The following is a 14658-nucleotide window of genomic DNA, read 5'->3' as shown; positions in this document are numbered from 1 at the left end:
ACCGAAATGTAAAATATTTCGGTCTTTTTTTATATACAAGTCAAGTTATGATTAGTTCATTCTTCTTTTTTCTTTCACGGCTTCGACTACATTAACCACATAATCCCCTAATTTCTCACATTCCGAGATAATGTCCATAAAATAAATACCAGACTGATATTCATATTTTTTAGAATTGATATTCTCGATATTCTCCATTCTGAGCTGATTTCGGAAGTTATTAATTTCCATCTCCTTATTATAAGATTTATTCAAATCAGATTCCGCCATATCATTCTTGTCGAGAATGAGATTCATATTATCGAGAGCCTCACTTACCAGCTTAAACATCAAATCTATATCTTTCTCTATACCTTCATTAAATTCGACTTTTGCTTCCTGCTTTCGAATCACAGTTCTGGCCAAATGGAAACAACTATCTCCGATACTTTCTATTTCGGTAGTCATCGTCAACATCGCACTTACCTGTAATTTCCCATCGTAACTCAAACGTCCGTCTGCAACCTGATTCAGATATGCCGCAATTTCCAACTCCATCCTGTCGCTGATCTTCTCATATTTTTCGATCCGGCTATATATTTTAGAGAAAGTCTCGCTACCTTCCTTCTCGTGGACCAAATCTTTCACCATCCCAAACATCCGTTGCGTCCTTTGTCCATATAGAGCGATTTCTTTTTTGGCCTGTAAGAGAGAGAGCTCTGAAGTAGAAAGCATTCCGCCGGAAATGAACTTAAGCTGAAATTCTTCATCATCACTATGTTTCAGTTTAATAACCCGCGTAACGATTTTTACATACAGATTTACAAACCAGATCATTACCAAAACATTGAGAATATTGAATACTGTATGAAAAAGAGACAGAGCATAAGATACCGTAACCTGCATTCCCTGATATTGTGCCCGCAATGCCAACTCATCAGCAGACAAACCGGCTGCGCTCTCAGCCGAAATACGATTTACGACTGCAGGACTATGGTGCTGAATAAAAGTCATCAGATCTGTCGGAGAGCCTCCCGTAAGTTCTTTTACCAAAAAACCGATAAAATGAGTAAACGGGAAAAAGAGAATAAGCATCCAACATACTCCGAAAATATTAAACATAAAGTGCGCAAAAGCTGCACGCTTTGCCGAAACATTAGCCGACAAAGCCGCAAGATTAGCCGTAATAGTCGTTCCGATATTTTCGCCCAAAACCATTGCGGCTGCTATATCGAACGAAATCCAACCCTTACTGCACATGATCAAAGTAATTGCCATCGTCGCACTGGAAGACTGAACGACAATAGTAACAATCGTCCCGATCAAAAGAAAGAGTAATACCGACAAATACCCCATATTGGTGTATTCGGTAAGAAACGAAAGTATTTCCGGATTATTCTGAATGTCAGGAACCGAATTTTTAAGGAACTCAAGTCCCATAAACAAAAAAGCGAAACCGATGATAAACTCGCCCCAAGATCTCCTCCGGCTATTTCCGGAAAAAATAAAAGGAATCGCCAAACCGATCAATGGAATAGCGAATAAACTGATGTTTACCTTAAAGCCAAAAATAGAAATTATCCACGCCGTTACGGTAGTACCCACATTGGCACCCATAATAACCGACACCGACTGTGTCAAAGAAAGTAAGCCTGCATTTACAAAACTGACAACCATCACCGTCGTTGCGGAAGAAGATTGTATAAGAGCGGTAATTAACACTCCGGTAAGCACACCGGTCACCCGATTGGTCGTCATCGCAGTAAGAATTCCTCTCAACCGGTCTCCTGCCACTTTTTGAAGCCCTTCACTCATAACTTTCATCCCGTACAAGAATAAACCCAATGAGCCAATAAGCGTCAAAAAGTCAAAAAATGTGTACTCCATTTCGATTTACTTTATTTGATATTTTGTTTAATTCGCAAGAATATAATATATTTAGCGTGCATAATAGCTAAATGCAAATTTGAGGCAAAAATAAAAAAAATAAGAGTATTTACGACAGAGTAGATCATTGAATTTTCTTAAGAATGTAATATTTATTCAATCTCTGTTGCAAATCAAACATACTATAACAAATAAACTATGAGTAATAAAGTGCTGGTCCACTGTAAAAACACTGACCAAATTCTTGAAATAAACGAAGGTGATTCTCTGCTTCAAATATACGGTCAATCAGGAGTAGAATTACCATATCAAGTGCTCTGTGCACGAGTCAATAATAAAACCGAGGATCTTGATTATCGAGTATTTCGTCCTAAAGATATAGAATTTATCGATGCTTCTCACCCATCCGGTATGCGAACGTATGTACGTTCTCTCTGTTTTGTCTTTTATAAAGCATTGGAAGACGTAATGCCCGGAGCTCGGTTACGGATCGAGCACTCTATATCGAAAGGTTATTTCTGCGGGATCAACAACCGACAAGAAATTTCTCAAGAGACCACCGATCGCATAAAAGCCCGAATGCGAAAAATCATAGCAGATAATCTGCCTTTCCAGCGAATTGAATGTAAAACATCCGATGCCATAAAGCTTTTTCAAGAACAAAATCTGTTGGATAAGGTCGATTTACTGAAAACCTTAAAATCTTTATATACGACCTTTTACAGACTCGACAATCTCATTGACTATTATTACAGTTGTCTGGTTCCTTCCACCGGATACTTGAATTTATTTGATCTGATCAAATATGACGGTGGATTATTGTTAGTTCCCCCTTCAACCGAAAATCCTTCGGTTTTAGGCACTGTAGTAAAGCAAAATAAAATGCTGGCAGCATTCAAAGAATATATACATTTCAATTCCATTATCGGATTGAATAACGTCGGTGATTTAAATCTCGCCATAGAGAACCGTCAGGCAACAGATTTGATCAAAGTTTCGGAAGCTTTACATGAAAAGAAAATCAGCAATATCGCCGATGAAATAACCAGACGTAACCGGGACGGAGAGGGTGCACGAATTATCTTAATATCAGGACCGTCATCTTCAGGTAAAACAACTTTTTCAAAACGACTGGCAATACAATTAATGACAAACTTGATACGTCCGGTAACCATTTCTTTGGACAACTATTTCGTAGAACGGGAAGAAACCCCTCTCGATGAAAATGGAGAATACGATTACGAATCTTTATATGCCCTCGATCTGGAATTATTCAATAATGATATCAACAGACTTTTAAAGGGTGAAGAAATAGACCTGCCTACTTATAATTTTGAGACAGGGAAAAAAATATATCGAGGAAACAAACTAAGATTAAAAGAATCGGAAGTTCTTATATTAGAAGGTATTCATGCTTTAAATCCGGATTTAACCCCTCAAATCGAAGATAAATTAAAATTCAAGATATACGTATCGGCACTGACGTCTATATCCATAGATGACCATAACTGGGTTCCGACAACAGACAACCGGCTATTGCGTCGCATCATCAGAGATGCAAAATATCGAGGAAGCACGGCACAAAGTACAATAGCCCGCTGGCCGAGCGTGCGCAGAGGTGAAGAAAAATGGATTTTTCCTTACCAGGAAAATGCCGATGCCATGTTCAATTCATCTCTATTATTCGAACTCGCTGTTTTAAAACGGCGGGCAATGCCTATTCTGAACGCCGTTCCCAGAGATTGTACAGAATATGGAGAAGCAAACCGCTTACTCAAGTTTCTAGATTTCTTTTTACCTCTTAACGAGCATGAAATTCCCCCGACATCTCTCTTACGAGAATTTTTAGGAGGTAGCAGTTTCAAATATTAATTCCGTTATGATACCGGTAAAACAATTTTTTTTCGATTTCGGAGGAGTTTTAGTCGATTTAGACTTTAACGGAACAATCGAGACATTCTGCAAGTTAGGTGCAACTGTTCCAGAAACCTTTAATTCGAAAAGTTTCCATAAAATCCTCAGAGATTTTGAAAACGGGCAAACAGGAGAAAAAGATTTCTTCGACCAATTAAGAATCTTTTTGAGCATAGAGACATCAGATGAAGAGATACGGCAAGCATGGAACAAGATCATACAAACGATCCCGGCTTATAAACTAAAAATTCTTCGCACTTTAAAAGAGGATTTCCCTATTTATATGGTTAGCAACACGAATATAACCCACATCGAATACACAAGAAAATATCTGTTCCGGGAAAACGGGCTCACCATAGACGATTATTTCGATAAGCTATATTTCTCTTACGAAATAGGAGCGTCAAAACCCGATGCGGAATTTTATAAGAGAGTAATCGACGACACAAAAGTAAATCCTGCCGAATCATTATTTTTAGACGACAAAACAGAAAACATTGACGGTGCACGACAAGCAGGTTTTCAAGTATGTCAAGTATGTCCAGAAGACAATCTACGGGAAAAACTATTTCCTTTTTTAAACGGAATTTCTATATAAAAGCAAAGATTTTGTTCCTATCTTTGTAAGTTCTTGCCTAAAAGCAAAAAGATGATGAATTGGTTATATAGTCTATTTTCCGAACATTCGGCAATGCAAGCCGTTATTGTCGTATCTTTAATATCCGCCATAGGATTGGCATTAGGGAAAATCCGTATAGCCGGCATTTCCTTAGGTGTGACATTCGTCTTTTTCATCGGAATTATGGCAGGACATATCGGAATAACCGTTGATCCGCAAATGCTCAACTATGCAGAAAGTTTCGGACTCATCGTCTTTGTATATGCCTTAGGCCTGCAAGTCGGTCCGGGTTTTTTCGGATTATTCCGAAAAGGAGGAATTACTCTCAATGCTCTCGCTCTGGGTGTCGTGTTCATTGGTACTATCATGACGGTAATTTTCCATCTCACTTGTGGTATTTCTCTACCCGACATGGTAGGTATCCTATGCGGTGCAACAACCAATACTCCGGCTTTAGGAGCAGCGCAACAAACTTTGAAGCAAATGGGGTTGCCTTCTAATTCTCCGGCACTAAGTTGTGCGGTCACCTATCCTTTAGGTGTCTTAGGCGTAATTCTCGCAATATTCGCCACACGAAAAATATTTACACGGGCTTCGGATATTCCCGAACAAGAGAAAGATAAGAAAAAACCGGTATATATTGCAGAGTTCCAAGTCAACAACCCCGGCATTATAGGAAAAAGCATACGAGAAGCAGCATCTCTCAGTCAAAAAAAATTCGTTATTTCCCGACTTTGGAGAGATGGCAAAGTGAGCATTCCCACATCTGAAAAGAAACTGGAAGCAAAAGACCGTTTACTCGTTATCACTTCCGAAAAAGATGTCGATGCACTCACGGTTCTTTTCGGAGAGCACGAAAATAAAGACTGGAATAAAGAAGATATAGACTGGAATGCCATCGACAGTCAGCTCATTTCTCAAAGAATCGTCGTAACCCGTCCTGAAATTAATGGAAAACGACTTAGCTCTTTACGATTACGAAATCATTACGGTATAAATATCAGTAGGGTATATCGTTCGGGAGTACAATTGTTAGCCACTCCGGATCTTATATTGCAAATGGGAGACCGACTGACGGTCATAGGCGAAGCAGCCGCCATACAAAATGTAGAAAAAGTTCTGGGGAATGCTGTCAAAAGTTTAAACGAACCTAATCTGATCTCTGTATTTATCGGAATCGTATTGGGCTTAGCTCTCGGGGCTATACCATTCTCGATTCCGGGTATAAGTACACCCGTAAAACTGGGGATAGCCGGAGGCCCTATCGTTATAGGAATCCTTATCGGAAGTTTCGGACCACGTTTACACATGATCACTTATACCACCCGCAGCGCTAACTTGATGTTACGAGCATTAGGATTATCTATGTATCTGGCATGTCTGGGACTGGATGCCGGACAACATTTTTTCGAAACGGTAATCCGTCCGGAAGGATTAATATGGATACTTCTCGGATTCGCTATTACGTTTATCCCGGTAATCATCGTTGCATTAATTGCTTTGCGCATTACCAAGCTCGATTTCGGATCGGTAGCCGGAATGATGTGCGGCAGCATGGCGAATCCAATGGCTCTGAATTATGCAAATGATACTATCCCGGGAGATAATCCCGCTGTTTCATACGCCACGGTATATCCGTTATGTATGTTTTTGCGGGTAATTATCGCACAAGTAATTCTCATGTTCTTTATCTAAAATAGCTGTCTAACTATAAACAGTCTTTAAATTGTCACCCTTTCGTTAAACGATCGTAACATTTCATTGTTTATTTAGCATAGACTAATGAATTGATATGGATAAACGATTGATCGGACTTTTTAATGATGGATTCCCGCCAATTATGGACGGAGTATCTCTTACCGTCAAAAATTATGCTTACTGGCTGAATCAAAAAAATGAAAATGTATGTGTCGTAACACCTAAAATACCGGGAACTCAATACACAGAAAAATACCCGATATATAGTTATACTTCTATCCCGATACCTATGAGAAAGCCTTATAGATTAGGATTTCCCCGTATCGACCTGCCTTTTTATGAGCATATTTGCCAAAAGCCTTTCTCCTTAGTACACGCTCACTGTCCTTTTTCTTCGGGAGAACTGGCCATGCGCATAGCCCATAGCCAGCATATACCTATAATTGCAACTTTTCATTCAAAATACCGGGATGATTTCAAAAGAATTATCCCTAATAAAACTCTTTTGGCCCTACTCATCCGTAAGATAATCCGTTTTTACGAAGCAGCAGACGAAGTATGGATACCCCAAGCTGCCGTAGAAGACACAATACGGGAGTACGGATATAAAGGGAAAGTAGAAATAGTGGACAACGGAACCGAATTTTCAGGATCGGCAGACATTTTGACTCTAAAATCCGATATGCGAAAAGAATTAAACATTACCGATCAAGAACTAATGTTTCTTTTCGTCGGGCAGCATATCAAAGAAAAAAATCCCGAATTGATCATTGATGCACTATCACTTATAAGAGAAAAGCCTTTTAAAATGTTTTTCATCGGATCAGGATATGCCGAAAAAGAATTACATGAACAAGTTAAAAGCCTTAAACTAACCAATAAAATCAAGTTTGTAGGGAATCTCACCGACAGAGAACAATTAAAGCGATACTATGCCGCCGCCGATCTCTTCTTATTCCCCTCATTGTATGACAATGCACCTTTGGTCGTCAGAGAAGCTGCTTCAATGCAAACTCCGTCGTTATTACTATCGGGAGCAACCTCTGCCGAAATCGTCAAAGACATGCAAAACGGATTTTTATCGGGGCAATCTGTTTCAGAATTTGCACAAAAATTAACCTACCTCATACAATCCCCGGAAAAGGTGCGTCAGACAGGAATAGCAGCATCCAATACGATAGCCCGATCATGGGAAAATGTAGCAGAAGAAGTACAAGACCGATATAAATCTTTACTAAAACGCTATGCCTGAAATAACTGATATACGAACAAAACCGCTACAAACCGTTGCTTATATCCTATTACCGGTACTTATCGGACTGACAGTGATATGTTATTTATTTTGGAAGGAGTTTGATCCACACATTTTTACCCATGTATCTTTTTCCCTCAAAACAACAACATTTGTCGCTATTACTGTTATATTTATGCTGGGAAGAGATGCCGGATTGATTTGGCGTTATCGTAAAATATCGGGAAATACGTTGAGTTGGTGGCAGGCAATACGAGTCAATATCCTTTGCGAATTCACATCGGCAGTCACACCTTCTGCAGTAGGAGGCAGCAGCCTCATCGTCGTATTTCTCAACAAAGAAGGGATCAACGCCGGACGCAGTACGGCAATGATGTTCGCCAGCCTGTTTTTAGACGAGTTGTTTTTCGTAATTGCCATCCCGATAATTTTAATCAGCATCTCTATACCCGAACTTTTCGGTACAACGACAATCCTGTCTAAAAGTATTATGAATCTGTTTTTTCTCGTCTATATGCTAATAGTGAGCTGGACACTGATATTATACACAGGGCTTTTCAAAAAACCTGAATGGATACGAGACTCATTAAACAAAATATTCAAGATTAGGATGCTCAAACGATGGGGAAAGCAAGTCTCCGAACTGGGAGACAATCTAGTCGTTAGTTCCCATGCGATAGGGAAAAAGCCCTTTTCTTTTTGGATTTCGGCATTCGGAGCTACGGTTTTTTCTTGGATATCTCGTTTCCTCGTTGTGAATGCATTGCTTCTTGCATTTTCTCCTGTTACCGGAAAACAACTATTGGCATTCGGCAGACAATTTATCTTGTGGATCGTCATGACCGTAAGTCCGACTCCTGGAGGAAGCGGGTTCAGCGAATACATGTTCAGCCAATACTACGCAGACTTCTTTCCTATCGCAGGAACGGCATTGGTTATCGCGTTTATATGGCGAATCATCACCTATTACCTCTATTTAGCCATAGGTGTATGTGTCATTCCCGGATGGCTGAAAAAAAGATAATTCGGCTCAATCACATTATTGGAATATTTAAACTGACTCTAAACTTTGGACAAAGATTTAAGGTAAGGATAATTTTTCTTTGTCACGATTTTTAACGGCTAAAAATTAAGTAAAAATTCCCTCTTTCCAATAAAATAGAGTATCTTCGTTCGAAAATTTCAAGAGAAAACCGATGCTGAAACAACAACTACAACAAAAGCTGCAACAGAAGCTGTCACCCCAACAAATACAGGTAATACGACTGCTTGAGCTGACGGCTATTGAGCTGGAGGAACGCATCAAACAAGAACTGATCGATAATCCGGCACTTGACGAGGGGGCAGAAGAGCATGAAAACCCCGATACCGACGAATTCGGAAACGAAGATACCGATGCATCTGCCGAAAGTGCTGAAGACATTTCCATGGGAGATTACTTGACGGAAGACGATATCCCCGACTACAAACTCGAGGCAGACAATTTCTCAAAAGACCAAAAGCATGAAGATATTCCTTTTTCCGGCGGATCGACTTTTCATGATTTTCTCTTGAAACAATTAGGAGAACGAAACCTGTCGGAACAAGATGCTAAAATAGCAGAATACATTATCGGTAATATCGATGACAACGGTTATTTGCAACGTCCGTTGTCTGCAATATCTGACGATCTCATTTTCCAGGTAGGAATAGACATTTCCACCGAACGACTCGAAGATCTGCTGCAAATGATCCAGGATTTCGAACCCGCAGGAGTCGGAGCGTCCAATCTGCGCGAATGTTTGTTATTGCAGTTAGAACGCCATGAAGGTACTCCGGCAGCACTATTAGCCTATAAAATCATAGACAAATCTTTCGATGAATTCACAAAAAAACATTATGACAAAATACAAAAACAATATAATGTTTCTGAAGAAGAACTGAAAAAGGCAATTCACGAAATCACAATGCTCAATCCGAAACCGGGAAGTTCATGGAGCGATTCGTTTTCTGACGGGATGAGCCATATTATCCCCGATTTCATAGTCGATTCTCATGACGGAGAACTGACATTGAGCCTTAATAACAGCAATATACCGGAATTAAGGGTCAACCGCTCTTATACTCACATGTTAGAGGATTACATGGGAAATAAACAAAACCAAACCCGGGATAAAAAAGATGCGTTATTATTCGTAAAACAAAAATTAGATTCGGCTCAATGGTTTATCGACGCTATCAAACAACGTCAACAGACAATGTTGAATACGATGCAAGTAATTATCGATCTACAAAGAGATTTTTTCCTGACAGGAGACGAAAGCAATCTGAAACCGATGATACTCAAAGATGTTGCCGAACGTACAGGATATGATATATCTACCATCTCCCGAGTAAGTAACAGCAAATATGTACAAACTAATTTCGGGATTTTTCCCTTGAAATATTTTTTCTCCGAATCAATGCAAAACGAATCGGGTGAAGAAATTTCATCTCGGGAAATAAAGAAAATTTTACAACAATGCATCGAGAACGAGGATAAACGGAAACCTCTGGCAGACGATAAACTCTGCGACCTGCTAAAAGAAAAGGGCTATGTTATCGCTCGCCGTACAGTCGCAAAATATCGGGAACAGTTAGGCATTCCGGTTGCCCGCTTAAGAAAAGAAATATAAATCTATAAAACTCGACATACAGAATGAAAACGCTGGCCCATTTTTTTTCAGCCGTCTTAACCCCGTTATTGATGCCGTTTTACGGCATCTGCATCATTTTCTTCTTTTCTTATCTCTATATTCTGCCTATCTCTTTCAAATTATTCATCGCATCCGGCGTTCTGTTCTTTACGGCAATTATTCCTGCAATGACTATTTTATGGATGTATAAAACAAAAAAAGTAAAAAGCATCGGACTGAATGACCGGCACGATCGTGAAATTCCGTATATGATAAATCTGTTCGGATACGGATTTTGTCTCTATTTTTTATATAAAACCCGACTTCCGATATGGGTTCTTGCATTTTTTATCGGTTGCATCGGTTCGATAATTACTGCTCTACTAATAAATATACGCTGGAAAATCAGCGCACACCTGACCGGAATAAGCGGATTGACAGGATTAGCGTTCGGGTTGGCAAGCATACAAATGACATTCCCGATCGTACTGTTTTGTACCCTCATCATGCTGACCGGAATATTAGGAAGTGCCCGCATCGGTTTGGGGCGTCACACATTAATGCAGGTCGCAGCAGGCGTTATAAACGGATTCATTTGGGTGTTCGGATCGATACTCCTGATTTCGTTCTATTTTAATATTACTTGAAATAAGAAGTTATTTAAACAACAAATAATACCACAAAAAGATGAAACCTATTGTCAGCATCATCATGGGCAGCACTTCAGACCTGCCTATCATGGAAAAAGCAGCACAACTGCTCAACGACTTTGAGATTCCGTTCGAGATGAATGCATTATCTGCGCATCGTACTCCCGTAGAAGTGGAACAATTTGCTAAAAATGCAGAATCGAGAGGAATCAAAGTAATCATTGCAGCAGCAGGAATGGCAGCTCATTTGCCCGGAGTCATTGCTTCCATGACTACTCTTCCGGTCATCGGAGTCCCTATCAAATCAAGCCTGGAGGGAATAGATGCCCTTTATGCTATCGTACAAATGCCCCCGGGTATTCCTGTCGCAACAGTCGGAATCAACGCATCTCTGAATGCAGCCATTCTCGCGACTCAAATGCTCGCTCTCGGAGATGAAAAAATCAATGCTCGCTTAAAAGCATACAAGCAAGGTTTGGCCCAAAAGATCGTAGACGCCAACCAGCAATTGTCCAAAATAGAATACAAATTCAAAACAAATTAAAAATAACGATTTTCAGAGCGGTAAAAAGTCCTGTCCGGATTTTTTCCGCTCTTTATAATCTCTTACCCGTATGGACTACTTCAATTATCATCGTCGGAAAAGCTCTGTTACCCGAATAGGCAATACACCGTTAGGCGGGGAAAATCCGGTTCGCATACAATCCATGACCAATACTCGCACACAAGAAACTTTACCTTGTGTAGAGCAAAGTATTCGCATCATCGATGCAGGAGCAGATTATGTCAGACTGACAGCTCAAGGGACAAAAGAAGCAGAAAATCTTGCAAACATAGAGAAAGAGCTGCACAAACGAGGATACCATACTCCGCTGATTGCCGACATACACTTCAATCCGAACGTTGCAGACGCTGCCGCACGAATCGTTGAGAAAGTCCGTATCAACCCGGGAAACTTCGTTGACAGTGCCAGGACATTCGTTCACCTCGAATATACCGATGAAGAATATGCAGAAGAAATAAAAAAATTGCGTGCCCGTTTTATTCAATTCCTCGATATATGCAAAGAACACCATACGGCCGTGCGTATAGGTGTAAACCACGGATCGTTATCTGATCGCATCATGAGTCGATATGGAGACACCCCGGCCGGCATCGTAGAATCATGTATGGAATTTTTACGAGTATGCAAAGAAGAAAATTTCAATGATGTCGTGCTATCGATCAAAGCATCGAATACCGGAATTATGATAAAATCCGTACGATTGTTGATTGCAAAAATGGAACAGGAAGGCATGAACTACCCTTTACATCTCGGAGTGACGGAAGCCGGTGACGGAGAAGACGGACGAATAAAATCTGCCGTAGGTATAGGGACACTTCTCGCCGACGGAATCGGAGACACGATACGGGTTTCTCTTAGCGAAGCTCCCGAAGCGGAAATTCCGGTAGCTCGCAAACTTGTCGATTACATTACCAACAGGGAAGGTCATACCCCGATTAAAGGGAAAACATACCCACACTTCGACTTTCTCCGCATGGAAAGAAGAAAAAGTAAAATCATCGGAAATATCGGAGGTAACAATGTTCCCGTTACCATAGCCAATGCACTTGAAAAAAATGTCGACATAATAGGCATAATCGGAGAACAATATCCCGACTATTGGTACATAGGCAATAACGACCCGAACAAATACCCGAACACTGCCGCACGGATCGTCGATGCAGATGTTTATGTCCCTCAGCCGAACGTATATCCGCTATTTACAACAAAATCCGCCGGGCTTATCCCTTCAATAAAAGCGAAAACAAAATTCTTACTATTTTCCTATCCCCAACTCGACGAAACGCTATGGAGGATATTAAAAGAAAATGACGACATCATAGCGGTTCTAACCTCCGACCACAAAAACCCGGTCGGGGAGCAAAGAGCCTTTTTCCATGAATTATTATGTCGGGGTTTAGATACTCCGGTAATTCTTCAACAGAACTATACAGAAAACGATAATGAGGACCTGCAGATCAAAGCAGGAGCCGATTTCGGGGCTTTATTATCCGATGGATTCGGAGACGGGGTCTGGCTGCAAAATCAGGGAAATATCTCGACAGAGGCCGAGATATGCTGCATGTACGGAATCCTTCAGGCAGTAAGACAACGTATCAGCAAAACCGAATACATCTCCTGTCCCGGATGCGGACGGACGTTGTTCGACCTGCAAAAAACAATCGCCAAAGTAAAAGCTGCCACCTCTCACTTAAAAGGCCTGAAAATAGGAATTATGGGATGTATCGTAAACGGCCCGGGAGAAATGGCGGATGCAGACTACGGATATGTAGGAGCAGGACGTGACCGAATCAGCCTGTACAAAAATAAAGTATGCATTGAAAAGAATATCCCTGAAGAACAAGCCGTAGAAAAATTGATAGAATTAATAAAAATAAACGGAGATTGGAAAGATAAATAGAATTGGAAATATTCGACTCTACATTATATTATGACACAAAGTACTCCGCCCAGCAATAAACTCGAAACCGAACCGGTCGGAAAATTACTATGGCAATATGCTGTCCCGGCTATTGTCGGTACTATGGTTATGTCTCTTTACACCATTATAGACCGTATTTTCATCGGTCAAGGAGTAGGTCCGGACGCTATTTCGGGACTGGCTCTAACATTTCCGATCATGAATCTTACGGCAGCCGTCGGAATGCTGGTCGGAGCAGGAGCATCCGCCCGCATATCGATTGTACTGGGACAAAAAGATCCGGTACGGGCAGAAAAAATATTGGGGAACAGCCTTGTGCTCACACTCGCTTTAGCAGCCTGTTATATTCTGTTTTTCATTTTTTTTATGGACGATATACTGAGGCAATTCGGAGGAAGCGATAAAACAATTCCCTACGCACGGGAATTTTTGTTCTATCTGTTACCCGGCATGGCTCTTACCAATTTATGTTACAGTTTCAACAATATGATGCGAGCATCGGGATATCCCCAAAAAGCAATGATTACGATGTTGATCGGGGCTGTTATGAATGTTATTCTCGATCCGATTTTCATATTTTGGTTCAAAATGGGAATCAAGGGCGCAGCCATCGCCACGGTTATTTCTATGGCCGTATCCACAGCATTCGTCATGTACCACTTTATCGGGAAAGAAAGTTCGATTCGTTTCCACAAACATTCATTCCGGTTACAAGGACAGATCATACGCAATATCGTATCTATCGGTATGTCTCCGTTCCTAATCAATCTCACGGCAAGCGCTGTCGCCATTTTTATGAACACTTCACTACAAAAATACGGAGGAGATACGGCAATCGGGGCATTCGGCATTATCAATAGTTACGGTATGTTGATTGTCATGCTCATCATCGGCCTGTGCCAAGGCATGCAACCCATCGTAGGATTCAATTTCGGAGCAGGGAATCTGCAAAGGATGCAAAAAGCTCTGACCTTAACGGCAACAGTCGCCACAATCATTACCTCTTTAGGATTTATCGGCTCGACCTTTTTCCCGCATTACCTTGCAAGAGCATTCACCACCGACACACACCTTATCGACGTTTCTTCGGTCGGGCTAAGAATTACCATGATGATGTTTCCCATTGTCGGTGCACAAATTGTCATTACAAATTTTTTCCAATCAATAGGGAAAGCGTCCATATCGATATTTTTAAGTCTTTCCCGGCAAGTATTATTCTTGATTCCGGCAATCTTGTTATTACCCAGAATATGGGGTCTCGACGGTGTATGGTCTGCATCTCCCACCGCCGACGGAATAGCTACTTTAATAACCGTATGGGTACTCTTTATGCAACGAAAACTATTTAAACCGAATACAAAAATCGGAAATCAATAAAAATGCAGAAAACTAAGAACCCGTTTAGAACCTGTCTGAATTTTGCTTAGGTAAAGTTCGAGAGAAACACACACGAATAGTCAGTTCCACTCTGGAGAAGGGAAGCGTGCCGATACCACCAATATCATTATAGATTCGGAAG

General features: G+C 40.7%; 11 protein-coding genes. 10 read left to right on the top strand and 1 reads right to left on the bottom strand.

Going from position 1 to position 14658, the window contains the following annotated elements; genetic code table 11:
• Nucleotides 1-51 precede the first annotated feature (51 nt).
• Nucleotides 52-1866 (bottom strand): Na/Pi cotransporter family protein, encoded by a 1815-nt coding sequence (locus AC1WHX_RS05390; protein ID WP_022390290.1) that lies wholly within the window; start codon nt 1864-1866, stop codon nt 52-54.
• A 198-nt stretch (nt 1867-2064) separates the two neighbouring features.
• Between AC1WHX_RS05390 and AC1WHX_RS05385 the strand changes: the two genes are divergently transcribed.
• The 10 genes from AC1WHX_RS05385 to AC1WHX_RS05340 all read left to right on the top strand — a co-directional run bounded on the left by AC1WHX_RS05385 (nt 2065) and on the right by AC1WHX_RS05340 (nt 14516).
• A complete protein-coding gene (locus AC1WHX_RS05385) occupies nt 2065-3738 on the top strand; it encodes a nucleoside kinase (RefSeq protein WP_270214595.1) in 1674 nt (557 codons plus the stop codon).
• 7 nt (nt 3739-3745) lie between these two features.
• A complete protein-coding gene (locus AC1WHX_RS05380) occupies nt 3746-4378 on the top strand; it encodes an HAD family hydrolase (protein ID WP_009318155.1) in 633 nt (210 codons plus the stop codon).
• Between the two features lie 54 nt (nt 4379-4432).
• Entirely contained in the window at nt 4433-6094 is a 1662-nt protein-coding gene (locus tag AC1WHX_RS05375; protein ID WP_009318156.1) for a putative transporter, read from the top strand.
• A gap of 109 nt (nt 6095-6203) precedes the next feature.
• On the top strand, nt 6204-7349 hold the full coding sequence (locus AC1WHX_RS05370) for a glycosyltransferase (RefSeq protein ID WP_270214597.1): 1146 nt from the start codon (nt 6204-6206) through the stop codon (nt 7347-7349).
• Entirely contained in the window at nt 7342-8373 is a 1032-nt protein-coding gene (locus tag AC1WHX_RS05365) for a lysylphosphatidylglycerol synthase transmembrane domain-containing protein (RefSeq protein ID WP_481228950.1), read from the top strand. The genes AC1WHX_RS05370 and AC1WHX_RS05365 overlap by 8 nt, the downstream gene beginning before the upstream one ends.
• 172 nt (nt 8374-8545) lie before the next feature.
• The gene (gene rpoN / locus AC1WHX_RS05360; protein WP_009318159.1) at nt 8546-10003 is read left to right on the top strand and encodes an RNA polymerase factor sigma-54; all 1458 of its coding nucleotides are present in this window, start codon (nt 8546-8548) and stop codon (nt 10001-10003) included.
• Between the two features lie 23 nt (nt 10004-10026).
• Nucleotides 10027-10650 carry a hypothetical protein gene (locus AC1WHX_RS05355; RefSeq protein ID WP_122337685.1) on the top strand — a complete coding sequence of 208 codons (624 nt, stop codon included), beginning with the start codon at nt 10027-10029 and terminating at the stop codon, nt 10648-10650.
• A 40-nt stretch (nt 10651-10690) separates the two neighbouring features.
• A complete protein-coding gene (purE, locus tag AC1WHX_RS05350; protein ID WP_009318161.1) occupies nt 10691-11197 on the top strand; it encodes a 5-(carboxyamino)imidazole ribonucleotide mutase in 507 nt (168 codons plus the stop codon).
• A gap of 70 nt (nt 11198-11267) precedes the next feature.
• A complete protein-coding gene (locus AC1WHX_RS05345) occupies nt 11268-13118 on the top strand; it encodes a 4-hydroxy-3-methylbut-2-en-1-yl diphosphate synthase (protein WP_122337686.1) in 1851 nt (616 codons plus the stop codon).
• 30 nt (nt 13119-13148) lie between these two features.
• The gene (locus AC1WHX_RS05340) at nt 13149-14516 is read left to right on the top strand and encodes an MATE family efflux transporter (protein WP_009318163.1); all 1368 of its coding nucleotides are present in this window, start codon (nt 13149-13151) and stop codon (nt 14514-14516) included.
• Nucleotides 14517-14658: the final 142 nt, after the last annotated feature.

The sequence above is a fragment of the Coprobacter sp. genome, from assembly GCF_982436375.1.
The sequence above is the reverse complement of the archived record's forward strand: the minus strand, read 5'-3'. Positions and strand labels throughout refer to the sequence as shown.

What these genes read in the sequence shown, in the direction of transcription:
- AC1WHX_RS05380 (WP_009318155.1), top strand. Translation starts at nt 3,746, where the DNA reads ATGATACCGGTAAAACAATTTTTTTTCGATTTCGGAGGAGTTTTAGTC.
- rpoN (WP_009318159.1), top strand. Translation starts at nt 8,546, where the DNA reads ATGCTGAAACAACAACTACAACAAAAGCTGCAACAGAAGCTGTCACCC.
- AC1WHX_RS05365 (WP_481228950.1), top strand. Translation starts at nt 7,342, where the DNA reads ATGCCTGAAATAACTGATATACGAACAAAACCGCTACAAACCGTTGCT.
- AC1WHX_RS05385 (WP_270214595.1), top strand. Translation starts at nt 2,065, where the DNA reads ATGAGTAATAAAGTGCTGGTCCACTGTAAAAACACTGACCAAATTCTT.
- AC1WHX_RS05340 (WP_009318163.1), top strand. Translation starts at nt 13,149, where the DNA reads ATGACACAAAGTACTCCGCCCAGCAATAAACTCGAAACCGAACCGGTC.
- AC1WHX_RS05355 (WP_122337685.1), top strand. Translation starts at nt 10,027, where the DNA reads ATGAAAACGCTGGCCCATTTTTTTTCAGCCGTCTTAACCCCGTTATTG.
- purE (WP_009318161.1), top strand. Translation starts at nt 10,691, where the DNA reads ATGAAACCTATTGTCAGCATCATCATGGGCAGCACTTCAGACCTGCCT.
- AC1WHX_RS05390 (WP_022390290.1), bottom strand. Translation starts at nt 1,866, where the DNA reads ATGGAGTACACATTTTTTGACTTTTTGACGCTTATTGGCTCATTGGGT.
- AC1WHX_RS05375 (WP_009318156.1), top strand. Translation starts at nt 4,433, where the DNA reads ATGAATTGGTTATATAGTCTATTTTCCGAACATTCGGCAATGCAAGCC.
- AC1WHX_RS05345 (WP_122337686.1), top strand. Translation starts at nt 11,268, where the DNA reads ATGGACTACTTCAATTATCATCGTCGGAAAAGCTCTGTTACCCGAATA.